Source organism: Kitasatospora sp. NPDC057692 (assembly GCF_042799475.1).
Classification (GTDB): domain Bacteria; phylum Actinomycetota; class Actinomycetes; order Streptomycetales; family Streptomycetaceae; genus Kitasatospora.
In genome coordinates, this window is record NZ_JBHVIV010000005.1 from 89245 (window position 1) to 104201 (window position 14957).

The 14957-nt window shown below is 75.3% G+C and carries 15 protein-coding genes; 8 read left to right on the forward strand and 7 right to left on the reverse strand.

Annotation, left to right across the window (positions count from 1 at the left end; genetic code table 11):
- Positions 1-28 precede the first annotated feature (28 nt).
- The gene (locus ACFVFS_RS04535) at positions 29-742 is read left to right on the forward strand and encodes a ribonuclease H (protein ID WP_380620040.1); all 714 of its coding nucleotides are present in this window, start codon (positions 29-31) and stop codon (positions 740-742) included.
- Between the two features lie 12 nt (positions 743-754).
- Here the strand turns inward: ACFVFS_RS04535 and ACFVFS_RS04540 are convergent, their stop codons facing one another.
- A complete protein-coding gene (locus tag ACFVFS_RS04540) occupies positions 755-1021 on the reverse strand; it encodes a hypothetical protein (protein WP_380620042.1) in 267 nt (88 codons plus the stop codon).
- A 57-nt stretch (positions 1022-1078) separates the two neighbouring features.
- The gene (locus tag ACFVFS_RS04545; RefSeq protein WP_380620044.1) at positions 1079-1462 is read right to left on the reverse strand and encodes a hypothetical protein; all 384 of its coding nucleotides are present in this window, start codon (positions 1460-1462) and stop codon (positions 1079-1081) included.
- 456 nt (positions 1463-1918) lie between these two features.
- Between ACFVFS_RS04545 and ACFVFS_RS04550 the strand changes: the two genes are divergently transcribed.
- Together ACFVFS_RS04550 and ACFVFS_RS04555 are read left to right on the forward strand one after the other, a co-directional pair.
- Positions 1919-2614 (forward strand): hypothetical protein, encoded by a 696-nt coding sequence (locus ACFVFS_RS04550; RefSeq protein ID WP_380620046.1) that lies wholly within the window; start codon positions 1919-1921, stop codon positions 2612-2614.
- A 188-nt stretch (positions 2615-2802) separates the two neighbouring features.
- Positions 2803-4473: a PQQ-binding-like beta-propeller repeat protein gene (locus ACFVFS_RS04555; protein WP_380620047.1), complete on the forward strand. Its 1671-nt coding sequence runs from the start codon at positions 2803-2805 to the stop codon at positions 4471-4473.
- Between the two features lie 69 nt (positions 4474-4542).
- On the opposite strand, the gene ACFVFS_RS04560 is transcribed toward ACFVFS_RS04555, so the two are convergent.
- Positions 4543-6015: a glucose/sorbosone family PQQ-dependent dehydrogenase gene (locus ACFVFS_RS04560; RefSeq protein ID WP_380620048.1), complete on the reverse strand. Its 1473-nt coding sequence runs from the start codon at positions 6013-6015 to the stop codon at positions 4543-4545.
- Between the two features lie 371 nt (positions 6016-6386).
- Here ACFVFS_RS04560 and pqqA point away from each other — a divergent pair, with 371 nt between their 5' ends.
- The 5 genes from pqqA to ACFVFS_RS04585 all read left to right on the forward strand — a co-directional run bounded on the left by pqqA (position 6387) and on the right by ACFVFS_RS04585 (position 11472).
- Positions 6387-6545 carry a pyrroloquinoline quinone precursor peptide PqqA gene (pqqA, locus tag ACFVFS_RS04565; RefSeq protein ID WP_380620049.1) on the forward strand — a complete coding sequence of 53 codons (159 nt, stop codon included), beginning with the start codon at positions 6387-6389 and terminating at the stop codon, positions 6543-6545.
- On the forward strand, positions 6542-7303 hold the full coding sequence (pqqC, locus tag ACFVFS_RS04570; RefSeq protein WP_380620050.1) for a pyrroloquinoline-quinone synthase PqqC: 762 nt from the start codon (positions 6542-6544) through the stop codon (positions 7301-7303). The genes pqqA and pqqC overlap by 4 nt, the downstream gene beginning before the upstream one ends.
- Entirely contained in the window at positions 7300-8745 is a 1446-nt protein-coding gene (pqqE, locus tag ACFVFS_RS04575) for a pyrroloquinoline quinone biosynthesis protein PqqE (RefSeq protein ID WP_380620052.1), read from the forward strand. The genes pqqC and pqqE overlap by 4 nt, the downstream gene beginning before the upstream one ends.
- Positions 8746-8767: 22 nt before the next feature.
- Positions 8768-9676 carry a pyrroloquinoline quinone biosynthesis protein PqqB gene (gene pqqB, locus ACFVFS_RS04580; protein ID WP_380620275.1) on the forward strand — a complete coding sequence of 303 codons (909 nt, stop codon included), beginning with the start codon at positions 8768-8770 and terminating at the stop codon, positions 9674-9676.
- A gap of 245 nt (positions 9677-9921) precedes the next feature.
- Positions 9922-11472: a lytic transglycosylase domain-containing protein gene (locus tag ACFVFS_RS04585; RefSeq protein WP_380620054.1), complete on the forward strand. Its 1551-nt coding sequence runs from the start codon at positions 9922-9924 to the stop codon at positions 11470-11472.
- Positions 11473-11557: 85 nt separating this feature from the next.
- Here the strand turns inward: ACFVFS_RS04585 and ACFVFS_RS04590 are convergent, their stop codons facing one another.
- From ACFVFS_RS04590 to ACFVFS_RS04605, 4 genes are all read right to left on the reverse strand, one after another.
- On the reverse strand, positions 11558-12613 hold the full coding sequence (locus ACFVFS_RS04590) for a DUF5954 family protein (protein WP_380620056.1): 1056 nt from the start codon (positions 12611-12613) through the stop codon (positions 11558-11560).
- A gap of 181 nt (positions 12614-12794) precedes the next feature.
- Entirely contained in the window at positions 12795-13379 is a 585-nt protein-coding gene (locus tag ACFVFS_RS04595; protein WP_380620058.1) for a TerD family protein, read from the reverse strand.
- A 171-nt stretch (positions 13380-13550) separates the two neighbouring features.
- Positions 13551-14138 (reverse strand): RICIN domain-containing protein, encoded by a 588-nt coding sequence (locus tag ACFVFS_RS04600; protein WP_380620060.1) that lies wholly within the window; start codon positions 14136-14138, stop codon positions 13551-13553.
- Positions 14139-14335: 197 nt separating this feature from the next.
- On the reverse strand, positions 14336-14944 hold the full coding sequence (locus ACFVFS_RS04605) for a class I SAM-dependent methyltransferase (protein ID WP_380620062.1): 609 nt from the start codon (positions 14942-14944) through the stop codon (positions 14336-14338).
- Between the last annotated feature and the right edge of the window lie 13 nt (positions 14945-14957).

Consider the following 14957-nt stretch of genomic DNA (forward strand, 5'->3'; position numbering starts at 1 on the left):
CACCATCGCGGCCTGGCATGATCGCAGGATGAACGACCGAATCATCGCCGCCTGCGACGGGGCGGCCAAGGGGAACCCGGGCCCGGCGGCCTGGGCCTACGTGGTGGCCGACGGCACGGGGGCGCCGCAGCGCTGGCAGTCCGGCCCGCTCGGGCACAGCACCAACAACGTGGGCGAGCTCACGGCGCTGGAGCGGCTGCTGGCCGCCACGGACCCCGCCGTCCCGCTGGAGGTCCGGCTGGACAGCACGTACACCCGCGACGCGGTGACGAAGTGGCTGAAGGGCTGGAAGCGCAACGGGTGGAAGACCGCCGCCGGCAAGCCGGTGGCCAACCAGGAGCTGATCCAGCGGATCGACGGGCTGCTGGAGGGGCGGGACGTCGCCTTCGTCTACGTGCCCGCCCACCAGGTGGACGGCGATCCGCTGAACGCGATCGCCGACAAGGCCGCCAGTGACGCCGCCCGCACCCAGGAGGCGGCCGGCGGGACCGCCGCCGACCTGCCCGTCCCTGACCCGGCCGCGAGCGCCCCGGCGCGGAGCCGGCGCGCCCCGGCCGCGTCCGCCGCCAAGCGCCGGACCTCCGGCGGGTCCGGCGGCTCGGGCGGCTCCGGCGGAGCGCCGACGCTCTCCGCCCGCTTCCCCGGGACCTGCCCGTGCTCCCGCCCGTACGCCAAGGGCGACAAGATCACCAAGGTGGGCGGCAGCTGGGGCCACCTGGAGTGCGCGGCCGCGCACTCCTGATCCGCCCGCCCCTCAGGAGGCGTCCGGCCCCCGGCCCGTGCTGCGGGACCGGAGCCAGGCGACGGCGGCCGTCAGGCCGACCGCGCCGCCGACCCCGAGCTTCACGGCGCCCTTGGCGACCAGCCAGCCGAGGCCGGGGGCCGTCCAGCCCAGCCCGTGGAGCACGGCCAACAGCAGCGCGCCGCCGCAGAGCCCGGCCAGCACCGTGACCACCACGGCCGCGCCGACGGGCAGTTCGCGCTCCCCCGTGTCCGGATCGTTCGTCCCCCGAGTGTCCATGGCGCGAGTCTACGGCCGGTCCCGGCCGGGGCGGACACCGCCGATCGGCGGCCGGAGTCAGCGCCGGGAGTGGTGGGTGTCGCCGACATGCTCGCCGGTCTCGTGGTCGGGGAAGCTGACGGCGAGGGTGACCCGGTACTCGTAGACGTCGTCGCGGTGGCCGGGAACCCGCGCCCAGGCCAGGGAGTGCACCTCCGCCTCGGGCGCCTGCCGGCACCAGGCGGCGGCCTCCTCCAGCGCGCGGGCCGCCGACCGCCCCGTGCAGACCACGGCGGTGTACGCGGCCACCGCGAGGTCGCCGCCGCTCCGGCCGTCCCTGGAGGCGGACCGGACGGCGGCCGCCGCCCGGCTCAGGTCACGGGCGAGGTCGTCCACCACCCGGGGCGGCGCGGGCAGGACGGCCGGGGCCTCCGCCACGGTCTCCGGCAGGTTGGTGCTCATCTCTCAGGGCCTCCGTCCCTCGGGCATCCCCTTGGTCGCGCGCCCCGCCCCGTCCCGGGATCCGCATGATCACGGGCCCAGGATGCCGGGCCGCCGTTCCTGGCATGACCACTTTCACCAGAACGTCACCCGTCCGAGGAAGACGCCTTCCCGCGCTCGACACCGGCCCCGACGCACTGATATGGGGACTCCTTCGTATCCGGGCAGGTCAGCTCGGCACGGCCCCGGCGCCGCCGGGAGCCCGGCCGCACGTGCGCGTACCACCCCCGTGCCCCGGACCGCCGTCCCGACCGCCCGGACGCGCCCGTCCCGCGACCGGCCGGCTCCCCTCCCCCGGCCGTGACGGAGCCGTCCAACTCCTGTAGCACAAACGGGAAATACCGGATCGCCAGGCGCCGTAGGATCCTGCCGTGTCGCCGCCCGCCGCACCGGTGGGCGCCATCGGAGGGGGACCCCATGGACCGCAGCTCACCGATCACGTCCGTCCGCCGGTACGGCTGGCTGCCCGCGCTGGCCCTCGCGGCGGTCGCGGTGGCCGGATGCTCCTCCTCGGGCGGCGGCTCGACGGCGGCGGCCTCCTCGCCGGCCGCCGCCCCGACCGCCACCGGCGCCCCGAGCACCCCTGCACCCGCCGCCACCACCGGCACCACCGCCCCCGCGCCCACCACCACCGCGCCGGCCACCGCCGCCCCGGCACCGACCGCCACCACCGGCGGTACGCCCACCGGCGCCGGCAAGCGGCCCGCGGACGCCTGCACCCTGCTGACCTCCCCCCAGGTGATCGCCGCCGTCGGCACCGGCGGGCCGTTCACCGGCACCCGCCCCGACCCGAAGGACGGCAAGCCGGTCTGGGGCTGCACCTGGGGCTCCCGGCAGTCCTACGCCCACATCCGGGAGATGGACCCCGCCCTGTTCACCTCGCTGAAGACCAACCCCGACTTCACGGCGACCCCGATCCCCGGCACCGGCCAGGACGCCTACCTGCTGCGGCGCAAGGACGGCCGCATGCCCGAGGTGAACTTCCTCGCCTCCGACGGCCACGCGTACTCCGTCGAGGTGGTCAAGGACCGCGGCCCGGGCGACGACGTCAACGCCGACGCCGAGGCGGCCGCCGCCACCGGGCTGGCGCTGCTGCTCTCCAAGTCCGTCTGACCGCGAGGCCCGTCCTACCGACAGGCCGGTCCGACCGGCTGCGCCGCCGCCCGGCGCAGCCGGTTCCCCCCGGGGCGTGAACGGGAGGGGCACGGTGGTGCCCGGCGGATGCGGGTGCGGCACGGTCGTTCGCACAATGACGCCACGGCGCCGTTCCCCGTACTCCCCCGACAGCCAAGGCGGATCGCATGAGCCGATCTCACCCACCCGCGCGCCCCACCGGACCGGCCCCGACGCCGGTCTCCCCCCGGCCGCGCCCGGCCCCTCCCCGCGCCGCCCGAAGGGCCCGGACCCCGCGGTCCGCGGCGGCCCTGCTCTCCGGGTTCGCACTGCTCGCCCCGGCCCTCGCCGCCGGCACGCTCGGCGGCGCGGCCCCAGCCCGGGCCGACAATCCGACCGTCTCCCTCAACGGCCTGCGCACCGCCTGGGACGCCGCCGAGGCCGATCTCGCCCCGGCCAAGGTGTCCGCCGCCGACTTCGGCCGCCGCTGGTCGACCGCCGTGGACGGCGCGGTCTACGGCCAACCGCTGGTCGCCGGTTCGACCGTGATCGTCGCCACCGCGACCAACCACGTCTACGGCGTCAACGCGGCCGACGGCCGGATCCTGTGGCAGCGCGCGCTCGGCACCCCGGTGGCCTCCTCCTCCGCCTGCCTCTCCCCCGGCACCGGCATCGTCTCCACCCCGGTCTACGACAAGGCGACCAGGACGGTCTACCTGGTGTCCAAGGAGAGCGAGGGGGGCGCGCACTTCTCCGTGCACGCCCTGGACTCCGGCTCGGGCGCCGAGCGCAGCGGCTGGCCGGTCACCGTCCAGGGCTCGCCGGTGAACAGCCCGGGCGTCCCGTTCAACCCGGCCACCTCCGCCCAGCGGGCCGGACTGCTGCTGCTGGACGGCGCGGTCTACTTCGGGTTCGCCTCGGACTGCGGGATCGGCACGTACGTCGGCACGGTCGCGGGCGTCAACACCGCTACCCGCAAACTCACCCTCTGGTCCACCGAGTCCGGCTCCGCCTCGCAGAACGCGGGCGTCTGGATGAGCGGCGGCGGCCTGGTCTCGGACGGCTCCGGGCGGATCTTCGTGGCGACCGGGAACGGCGCCGGCGAGGGCTCCTCCCCGCTGAAGGGCCCGGGCGAGAGGCCCGGCGGCCACTTCGCCGAGTCCGTCGTCCGGTTGGGCGTCGCCGCCGACGGCAGCCTCGCCCCGAAGGACTTCTTCAGCCCCACCAACAACCGGGAGATGGACCACGGCGACGTGGACCTCGGCTCCGGCGCCCCGGCCGCCCTGCCGTCCGGCTTCGGCACCGCCGCGCACCCGCACCTCATGGTGCAGGTGGGCAAGGACGGCCGGGTCTTCCTGCTCGACCGCGACCGGCTGGGCGGCATGGGCCAGGGGCCGAACGGCACCGACGGCGTCGTCGGCACCACCGGCCCGTTCAAGGGGGTCTGGGGCCACCCGGGCGTCTGGGGCGGCGACGGCGGCTACGTCTACCTGGTCGAGAACTACGGCTCGCTGCGCGCCCTCAAGTACGCGGTGAACAGCGCCGGGAACCCGCAGTTGACGAGCGCCGCGACGAGCACCGAGGGCTTCGGCTACGCCTCCGGCTCCCCCGTCGTCACCTCCAACGGGACGGCCACCGGCTCGGCCCTGGTCTGGGCGATCTACTCCGGCACCGGCCCGGGCGGCCAGAACGGCGAACTGCGGGTCTACGACGCGCTTCCGGTCAACGGCACGCTCAAACTGCGGCGCAGCTTCCCGCTCGGCACGGTGACCAGGTTCTCGGTGCCCGCGACCGACGGCGGGCGGGTGTTCGTCGGCACCAAGGACGGCCATCTGCTGGCGTTCGGCCGCTCCGCCTGAGCCACGGCACCAGGCCCGCCCCGGCTCCGGGGCGGGCCTGCGCGGTCCGTACCGATACGGCCCGGCGGGCTACCGCTGGACGCTGAACGCCAGGATGGAGCCGGGGTTCTCCAGCTCCGTGGTCGGGGCTCCCGTGTCCACGTCGCGGACCGGGCCGGCGCTGTCGGTCGCCACGTAGACCGTCCTGCCGTCGGGGGACAGGGCGATGGCCCGGTAGCGGTTCTGGGTGGTCCAGATGCGCTCGGGTTCTCCCGCGGCGCCGCCGTCGGGCGCCACCTTGAGCCGGAAGACGCTGCCGTCCTTGAGCGTGGTGAGGAGCAGGGAGTCCTTCCAACCGGGTACGCCGTCCTTGGCGTAGTAGGTGAGGCTGGAGGGCGCCACCGTCGGATAACAGATGAAGTACAGCCCGCCTTCGGCGCACTTCGGGTCCCGGAAGTTGAAACCGCTGTCGACCGTGGTGCCGATGGTGCTGATCGGCGGGACGAACGCGCCGTTCCAGTCGGTCTCCTTCTGCTGCGGCACCGTCGGCGGGACGTCGATGTCGTCGTAGGTGAGGTCGGTGCAGGGCGTGGGCGCCGACGCCGACCAGTTCGCGTACGTGTACGCCCTGTCGTCGCGCCAGCCGACCACGTACGGCCAGCCGTAGTTGTTGCCCGGCTTGATGATGTTGACCTCGTCGTCGGTCTTCGGGCCTTGGTCCGACTGGTAGAGCGTGCCGTTCGGGGCGAAGTCCAGGCCCTGGCTGTTGCGGTGGCCGTACGAGATGACGTGGCTGCGCACGCCGCCGATGGCCGGGTTGTCGTCGGGGACGGACCCGTCGGGGTTGATCCGCAGGATCTTGCCCTGGTACGGGCCGAACCAGGCCTGCTGGTCCACCTCCTCCTGGGTGGGCAGGCGCTGGGCCCAGTTCGGGTTGCAGAAGTGCGCCAGCTGGTTGGCGCCCTGGTCCCCGACGGTGTAGTACAGCTTGCCGTCGCGGCCGATCCGCAGGCGGGCCGACTGGTGGTCGGTGCCGGAGGGCAGCCCGGTCAGGATCTCCTGCGGGCTGCTGAGGGTGTGGTCGTCGCAGTCGAGCGTGTAACGGACGATCTTCAGCCGTCTGGTCTCGCCGGTGACCTCGGCGGGGGTGTCGGTCATGTAGGTGTACGACACGTAGACGTAGGTCTCGCCGTCGGGTCCGTCGGCGCCCCGGTGGGAATCCGGTTGCTGGAAGGCCAGGCCCAGCACGCCGTCCTGGCCGGCCTCGGTGTGGTGCGCCTCGTTCGCCAGGTCCAGCACGGTCGTCGTCTCACCGGTGTCCGGGTCGATCCGAGTGACCTTCAGACCGCTCTTCTCGGTGGACCACAGCTGTCCGTCGGGGCCCCACAGAAGCTCGTAGGGGTCGCCCAGACCGGTCGCGAGCACGCTCTTCGTGAACTCGGGACCGGACGCGGGCGCGGAGGGACCGGTCGGACCACCCGCCGTCGCCGGGACGCTCGTGGCCAGCGTGACGCCCAGCGCCAGCGCGGAGACCGCGACGAGTGCGGTGGATGGATACTTCACGGCAGTTGCCTTTCGATCGGGGACGTTTGTCCCGTTGCGAGTGAAATCTCTGGCACCCCCGCGCCCACTGCCAGCTCAGCGCAGCCGAACGGGCCCAGCGCCCCCGGAACGGCCCCACCCGCTGCGCCGGACAATCGACGACGGCGCCACCCGGCACACCGGGCGCGGGCCCACTCGACACGCCGCGGTCCGGGCGGCACACTCGCACCGGTCCTCCCGCCGTGGACCCGTCGCCCCTCGCATCACCCGTTCGAGCGCGATTGTCACGCGATCGCGCGGGTTGGACCGGCGGGCGGACCCGGCGGCTCGTAGCGTCCTGTTCCAAGGGCTACCCCGCCCCGAACCCCACTTCACCGAGGAGGGCAACTCCCATGAAGTCCACGCTCGCTTCCAAGCTCCCCGCCGCCACCACCGGCGCCGCGCCGACCGCTCCGGCGGCCCCGGCCAAGCCCGTCTGGTCCGCCCCCGCGGTGGAGTGCCACCGCACCGGCGCCGAGGTCACCGCGTACGCCGCGCGGACCACTCGGTGACCCACACCCCCACCACCGCGTCGACCCGCGAGGAGTTCGCGGCCAGGCTGTACGGCCTGCGGGGACGGTACTGGGACACCCATCCGTTCCATCTGCGCCTGCACTCCGGCGGCTGCACGCCGCCGGAGCTGCGGCGCTGGGTCGCCAACCGCTGGTACTACCAGCTGGTCCTGACCCGGAAGAACGCCGCGATCATCGCCAACTGCCCGCTGCCGGAGGTCCGCCGGGAGTGGACGCGGCGGCTCGGCTACCAGGACGGCCCGCACGAGGGCGCGGGCGGGCTGGCCGACTGGCTGGTGCTCGCCGAGGCCGTCGGCCTGGACCGGGCCGAGGTGCTGGACGAGCGGCACGTGGCGCGCGGCGTGCGCTTCGCCGTCGACGGCTACCTGCACTTCTGCCGGACCCGGACGTGGACCGAGGGCGTGGCCGCGGCGCTGACCGAGATGTTCTCGCCCGACCACATGGCCGAGCGGGTGATCGCCTGGCGGAAGCACTACCCGTGGATCGACCCGGCCGGCTACGCCTACTTCGAGCACCGGATCCCCGACGCCCGCCGGGACAGCGCGCAGACCCTGGACGTGGTGCTGGACCACTGCGTGACGGCCGAGCAGCAGCGGGACGCCGTGGACGCGCTCGCCTTCAAGTGCGAGGTGCTGCGCGCCATGCTGGACGCCGTCGACTACGGGCCGGAGACCGCCGCCACGGCGGGCACCGCCGCGCCGGCGGACCTCGCGGTGCCCGCCGGGACCGCCCGGTGAACGCCGCGCCCGCCGCCGCGGCCCCCGGGCTGCGGCGCGGGGTGCGGCTGGTCGACGACCCGGTCCGCCACCAGGCCGCCCTGCTCTACCCGGAGGGCGTGCTGCTGCTCAACACGACCGCCGCCGCCGTGCTGCGGCACTGCGACGGGCGGCGCGACGCCGACCGGATCACCGCCCGGCTCGCCGAGGAGTACGAGGGCGTCGACGCCGGCCAGGTACTGGCGCTGCTGACCGACCTCGCCGACCGCCGGCTGCTCACCCTCGACGGCACCGGCGCGCCGGCCGAGCCCCACCCGGCGGCCGGACTGCCCGGCGCCGCCGCCGGCCGTCGGGCGCCCGCCCCGCTCGGGCTGGTCGCCGAACTCACCCACCGCTGCCCGCTGCAGTGCACCTACTGCGCAAACCCGGTCGAACTCACGCGGCAACGGGACGAGTTGGACACCGGGCAATGGCTGCGGGTGCTCGACCAGGCGCGCGGGCTGGGCGTGCTGCAGATCCACCTCACCGGTGGCGAACCCCTCCTCCGCCGCGATCTGGCCGCCATCGTCGCGCACGCCCGCGGACTCGGCCTCTACACCAATCTGATCACCAGCGGACTGCCGCTGGACGCCGCCCGCGCCGCCGAACTCGCCGCGGCGGGCCTGGACCACGTCCAGCTCTCCGTCCAGGACGCCGATCCGCGGCGGGCCGACGCCGTCGCCGGGCTCACCCGGCTGACCGGCCCCACCGGCCACGAGCGCAAGCTCGCCGCGGCCGCCCTGCTCACCGGCGCCGGACTGCCGCTCACCGTCAACGCGGTGCTGCACCGCGGCAACCTCGCCCGCCTCGGCGCCATCGCCGACCTCGCCGTCGACCTCGGGGCCGACCGGGTCGAGCTCGCGCACACCCAGTTCTACGGCTGGGCCCGGGTCAACCGGGCCCACCTCGCCCCGGACGACGAGCAGGTCCGCCGGGCCGAACGCGACGTCGCCGAGGCCCGGGCACGGCACGGCGACCGGATCGAGATCACCCACGTGATCGCCGACCACCACGGCGGCACCGCGAAGCCGTGCATGAACGGCTGGGGCCGCGAACAGCTCGTCGTCGCCCCGGACGGCGCCGTGCTGCCCTGCCTGGCAGCCGCCCAACTGCCGGGCCTGACGGTGCCGAACGCGGTGACCGACGGCCTGGCGGCGAGCTGGCACGACTCGCCCGCCTTCAACCGCTACCGCGGCACCGACTGGATGCCGGAGCCCTGCCGCAGCTGCGAGCTGCGCGAACAGGACCACGGCGGCTGCCGCTGCCAGGCCTTCCAGTTCACCGGCGACCCGGACGTCACCGACCCCGCCTGCCGGTTCTCCCCGCACCACCACCTGGTGCGGGCGCAGCCACCGCAGGCCTCACCGCGGCCGGTGCCGCGCCGGTTCACCGCGGCCGTGCCGCCCGCCCCCGACCCGGCCTGAGGAGCACCCGCTGAAGATCCGGATCCTCGGCACCGCCGCCGGCGGCGGCCTGCCCCAGTGGAACTGCGGCTGCGAAGGCTGCGCCACCGCCCGGCGCACCGGCGCCGTCCGCAGCCAGGACTGTCTGGCGGTCAGCGCCGACGGCTCCGCCTGGTACCTGGTCAACGCCTCCCCCGACCTGCGCTCCCAACTGCTCGCCGCCCCCGAGCTGGCGCCCCCGCCGGGCACCCGGGCCACCCCGCTGCGCGGCGTCCTGCTCACCAGCGGCGAACTCGACCACACCCTGGGCCTGGTGACCCTGCGGGAGGCGGCCGAGCTGTCCGTGCACGCCACCGCCCCGGTCCGCACCGCGCTCCACGAGGCGTTCCCGGTCGGCCCGCTGCTGGCCCCCTACACCAAGGCGCGCTGGCACACCGTCGCCGCGGGGCGGCCGGTCGAACTGGCCGGCGGCCTCGTCGCCGAGCCGCTGGCGCTCGGCGGCAAGCGCCCCCGGTACGCCGCCGACCCGGCCGGCCTCCCGGCGGGCGACCCGGCCGCGGAGCGGGCGGACTGGGTGGTCGGCTACCGCTTCACCGACGCGGGCGGCCGGGCCCGCGCCGTCTACGCGCCCGGCCTCGCCGCCTGGACGCCCGCCCTCGACCAGGCGGTGGCCGACGCCGACGTGGTGATCCTGGACGGCACCTTCGCCACCGACGACGAACTCGCCGAACGCACCGGCGGCGCCCGCACCTCCCGCGGCATGGGCCACCTGGCGGTCGCCGACTCGCTCCCCCACCTGGCCCGGCGGCCGGGACCGCGCTACCTCTACACCCACCTCAACAACACCAACCCGCTGGCCCACCGGGGTTCGCCGGAGGCCGCCGCCCTGGCCCCGGCCCTGGCGGCGGCGGGCGCGGCCGTCGCCGAGGACGGGACGCTGCTCGACCTGTGACGCCCGCCGGCCCGGTCGGCCGGCCGACCGGGCAACGACCGGCCGCCCGATCGCGCCCACCCGGACCGCCCCACCGTCCGTTCACCCAACGGTGGCGCCCGGTATCGCCGCAGGCCACCGAGGCCCTGTCAGATCGTCGTGATACTAATCATTCCGGTAACGAGAAACTGTCATGCACCGGCAGGCACGATGGTGACAGCCCGTCCGTTCCCCGAGGGACCGGACGGTGACGGGAGGGGCACGGCATGGTGAGCAGGAACAGCGAGGCCACGCGGGACGAGGGGAAGCCCGCCGGCGCCGGCGGACAGCGGGCGGGCCGCACGGCCGGCCGCCGGCTGCGGCTCGGCAAGCGGATCACCGGGATGCTGGCGGTGTTCACCGCGCTGGCCGCCCTGACCGGCTCCCAGAACGGCCTCGGCTTCTCCCCGGTCGCCGCGGCGGGCCCGCTGGACACCCCGTCCGGCTCGGCCGGTGCGGTCACGGGCGCCCCGGCCCCCGGCGCCTCGCCCTTCGCCCCCACCGGCACCCCGGGCACCCCCGGCACCGCGCCGGTCGACGGCGGCGGCACGCTGCCGCTGCTCCAGCCGCCGCTGGCCCCGCTCACCTCGCCCTTCGCCGACCCGCTGCGCACCGGGCCCGCCCTGCCCGAGACGGTCTTCGCCGCCTACCGCAAGGCCGCGGCGGCGCTCGCGCTGCGCTCGCCCGGCTGCCACCTGCCCTGGCAGCTGCTCGCCGCGATCGGCGAGGTCGAGTCCGGCCAGGCCGGCCGGGGCGCGGTCGACGCCGCCGGGACGACGTTCCGCCCGATCCTCGGCCCGGTGCTGAACGGCGCCGGCTTCGCGGCGATCGCCGACACCGACGGCGGCCGCTTCGACGGCGACGCCCGCTGGGACCGGGCGGTCGGACCGATGCAGTTCATCCCCTCCACCTGGGCCTCCTGGGGCGTGGACGCCAACGGGGACGGCAAGGCCGACCCGAACAACATCTTCGACGCCGCCGAGGCGGCCGGCCGCTACCTCTGCGCGGGCGGCCGCGACCTGTCCGACCAGGCCCAGCTGGACCGGGCGGTGCTCGGCTACAACCACTCCAACGAGTACCTGCGCACCGTCCGGAACTGGATGGCCCACTTCGGCAGCGGCAGCCCGGTCACCACCCCGAACCGCCCGGGCACCCCGAGCCCGCTCGCCCCGCTGCTCCCCGTCGCCCCGCCGAGCCCGCTCGCCCCGGTCACGCCGGGCCCGGTCACCACGACGCCCTCCGGGACCCCGTCCACGACGCCCGTGACGCCCACCGGCGCCCCGTCGCCGAGCGCCACCCCGACCGGCTCGTCCTCGCCCTCCCCGTCCGGGAGCGCCACGCCGGAGCAGCCGATCACCACCCCGCCGACGACGCCCGGCACCACGCCGTCCGGCGGCCCGAGCCCCAGCGCGACCGCCACCCCGACCGGTACGCCCGGCACCACGCCGAGCGCGACGCCGACCGGCACCCCGTCCGGGACCCCGTCGACGACGCCCACCGGTACCCCGAGCGCGACGCCGACGCCGACGGCGACGCCCACGGCCACGCCCACCGACTGCGCCACGCCGACGGGCACCCCGACGGCGAGCGCCAGCCCCTCCGCGAGCGCCACCCCGTCGGCCACGCCGAGCGCGACGGCCACCCCGACCGGCCCCGGCTGCCCCACGCCGACCGCCACCCCGACCGCCCCGGCGACCACCCCGGCGGCCGCTCCGTCCGGCAGCGCCACCCCGAGCGCCGCGCTCTCCCCCTCGGCCGCCGCCCCCTCGGCCCACTGACCCGCGGCAGCCGAACCCGTACGACGACATCGGCCCGTCTCCCGGACGTCCGGGAGGCGGGCCGACGCACGCGGGCGACCGTCCGTCAGTCGCCCTCCGACTCGTCGTCCTCGTCCTCGCCGTAGACGATCCCGGCCGCGCGGTCGCGCTGCTCCTGCACCCGCAGCGGCACGTCCGGGTCCCAGTCCGAGGTGCGGGGCAGCTCCGGCCCGTCCGGCCCGAGGCGGACCACCGGTTCGACCCGGACCAGCCGGAAGCGGCGCCCGGCCGCCCGCACCTCGTCGGCCCGCTCGGCGTCCAGCCGGTCGGCGGCCTCCGCGTACCGGGCCAGCTCCTCCTCGCCGAGGCCCGGATCCAGACGGGGGGCGAACTCGCGCAGGTAGGCGGCCAGGCTGTCCCGGGCGCCCTGCGGGGTCTCGCAGGCGCCGGTCATCGGCCCCCAGCTGCCGTCCCGGTACTCGGCGACGGCGCAGTGGGCCGGCAGGACCATCACATTGGGATAGAGGTGCGAGGCGAGCCGGGCCTCGGCCCGGACGTCCTCCGGGATGAACCGGCCGGTCGGCACCAGCGCCGTCATGTCCAGTCGCAGGATCCCGTCGACCAGGGTGACCCCGGCCGCCGGGTCGATCACGAAGCCGTCCACCCGGGAGGGCAGCCGGTGCCCCTCGCCGACGGCCGCCGGGTCCGGGTCGGTGGGCCGGGGCGGCTCGATGCCGTCCGGGCCCGAGCGCAGCACCTGCTCGGCGCGGAAGACGCGGTAGTCCCGGCCGGCCACCGAGATCTCGTCGAGCGCCTCCCACTCCATCCGCTCGTACGCCTCGGTGTAGGAGGCCCGCTCCTCGGCGGTGAGGGTCCAGGGGGCGGCCAGCCTGGTACCGGGTTCGGCCAGGGCCCAGGCCCGGAAGGTGTGGCCCAGGTCGTCCCGGGCCCCCTGCGGGGTGGTGGCGTGGAAGTGGAGGATCCTCCAGGCGCCCGTCCCGGTGCGCTCCAGGCTGCCGAAGACGGGCGGCATCATCATGAGGTTCGGGTACTTCTCGCGGGATGCCCAGGCCTCCAGGCCGGCCACCGCGGCGACCGGGTCGTCGGTGTGGGTGACCCGGATCGTGAGGTGCTCGGGTAGCTGCACGGCGTCATCGTCCATGCGGCCAGTGGTAGCGGACGCGCGGAGAGCGCCGCAGGGTTATCACGGAACTCCACCCGACCGGGCACGCCCGGCTCCCGGCGCGCTCGCGGAGCGCGCCGGCGGGCCCGTCCCGGAGGCGCCGGGAGGGGTCGGACGGACCGGCCGGCCGGTGTGGCGGGCGGCCGGCCGGTCCGCCCGGTCAGAGGTGCTTGACGAGCTCCGGCATGAGGTCCTGGAAGGTGCGCCCGCTGGCCGGCTGCCCGATCGCGGTCATCTGCCAGCCGCCCGCGCTGCGCTGCACCTTGGCCATGATCTGCGCGGTGTACGCACCGCCGCCGGTGAGCGTGTAGCGGGCCAGCTCGGTACCGGTCTGGGTGTCGACCAGCCGGCAGAAGGCGTTCTCGACCTCCTGGAAGGTCTGGCCGGTGAACGAGTTGACGGTGAAGAGGATCTGGTCCACCTCGGCGGGCACGGCCGTGAGGTCGACGGTGATGGTCTCGTCGTCGGTCGCGTCCCCTGCGCCGCCGGTCAGGTTGTCGCCGCTGTGCCGCACCGAGCCGTCGTTGCTGGTGAGGTGCTGGAAGAAGACCACGTCGACCGGCTTGCCCGCCGCGAACAGCACGGCCGAGGCGTCCAGGTCGATGTCCTGGCCGGCGAACAGCTTCGCCAGGAAGCCCTTCTTCTGCGCGGCCCGCCAGCCGAGGCCCATCCGCACCACGCCCAGTCGGCCTCCCCCCGGCTTCTCCAGGCTCAGCTTCTGCCCCTTCGCCAGCGAAACGCTCATCGCGCCCTCCTCGTTGCTCGCCTGCGCCTCGAATCTACAGCACTGTAGATCTTTTCCGCGCCCCGCGTACGCCCTCGTCCCGGGACAGCTGCATACCCCGCCCGCGCCCGGCGGAAGCAGGTGGTGCCGCACCGTCCGCCGACGGCACGGCACCACCGGCGATCCGGACGGCTACCAGGTCCAGCGCTGGTCGGCGAAGTACTTGTCGCAGCCGCCCACCACCGCGCCGTTCCCGGGCTCGCCGCCCCGGACGATCATGCAGCGCAGGCTGTAGTAGTTCTTCAGCTGGTAGCCGCCCATCTGCAGCGAGACGGCCCACCAGAGCTGGTCGTCGTAGTCCGCGCAGTCGGTGGAGACCACCGGCGACTCCCCGGTGACGCCGCGCGCGACCAGGCACTTCCCGCTGTGGAAGTTCCTGATCCGGAAGGCGTTGTCCTTCCCGTAGACCTTGTCGAAGATCCAGTACTGGTCGTCGAATCCGCCGCAGTCGAACTGGAAGGCCTGGCTGTTGTTGCTGTAGCCCTGGAGCACCAGACACCTTCCGCTGTTCACGTTCTGGAGCCTCGACCCCTGGCCGGGGTCGGCGAGCACCCCGTCCGGCACGGCCGGCGCACCGGCCCGGGCGGCGGGAGCGCCCGCCGGGGCCGCACCGGCGGCCGAGGCGCTCCCCGTGACGCCGACCAGGGCCGAGGCCGCCAGCGCGACCGCGGTGACGGAGCCGGCGACGAAACGAACCGGCCTGCGCATGGTTCCCTGCATGAGCAATCCCCTCCGGTTGTCGGAATTCCGACCGATGACGGGCGCTCGGCGCACCCGTCGGATCGAACACTAACCGTTCGGGAATTCGCCTTCAACGGTGCCGGAAATGACGCCCCGTGGTGCATCGCCTTCATATCGACCGGTATTCACGGATCCTCCCGAATGGGGGAATTGGTCCGGACCCGCAGGCCCCCCGGTCAGGCGGCGCGCTCCAGGCGGACCAGGGCGTCGACCGCCTCCGCCCCCTCGCCCACCGGGCGGCGGACCCGTTCGGCACGGACGGTGCGCAGTCCCGTGCCGGCCAGGTCGGCGAGGACGTCCTCGGGGGTGAAGAGCACCGCGGGGTCCTGAGGGCCGCCGACCCCCTCGGTCAGGTTGGTGGAGTCGTGGCCGACCACCAGCAGGGTGCCGCCCGGCGCTAGGACCCCCGCGCCCCGGCGCAGCGCGGCCCGGCGGTCCTCGGCGGGGAGCTGCAGGTAGGCGACCAGGACCAGGTCGTAGCGCTCGGGCGGGGCCTCGAAGGCGCGGGCGTCGCCGTGCCGCCAGGTGAGGCGGTCGGCGACCTCGTCGGGAAGGGCGGCGGTGAGCCGTTCGGCGCGGCCGAGGGCGACGGTGGAGAAGTCCAGGCCGGTGACCTCCCAGCCGAGGCCGGCCAGCCACATGCTGTTGCGGCCCTCCCCGGCGGCGAGGTCCAGGGCCCGCCCGGGGGCGAGCCCCGCCAGTTCGCGGACCACCCAGCGGTTGGGTTCGGTGCCCCAGACCAGCTCGCTGGCGGCGTAGCGGTCGTCCCAGGCGCGGCTGTCCATGACCCGTTCTCCG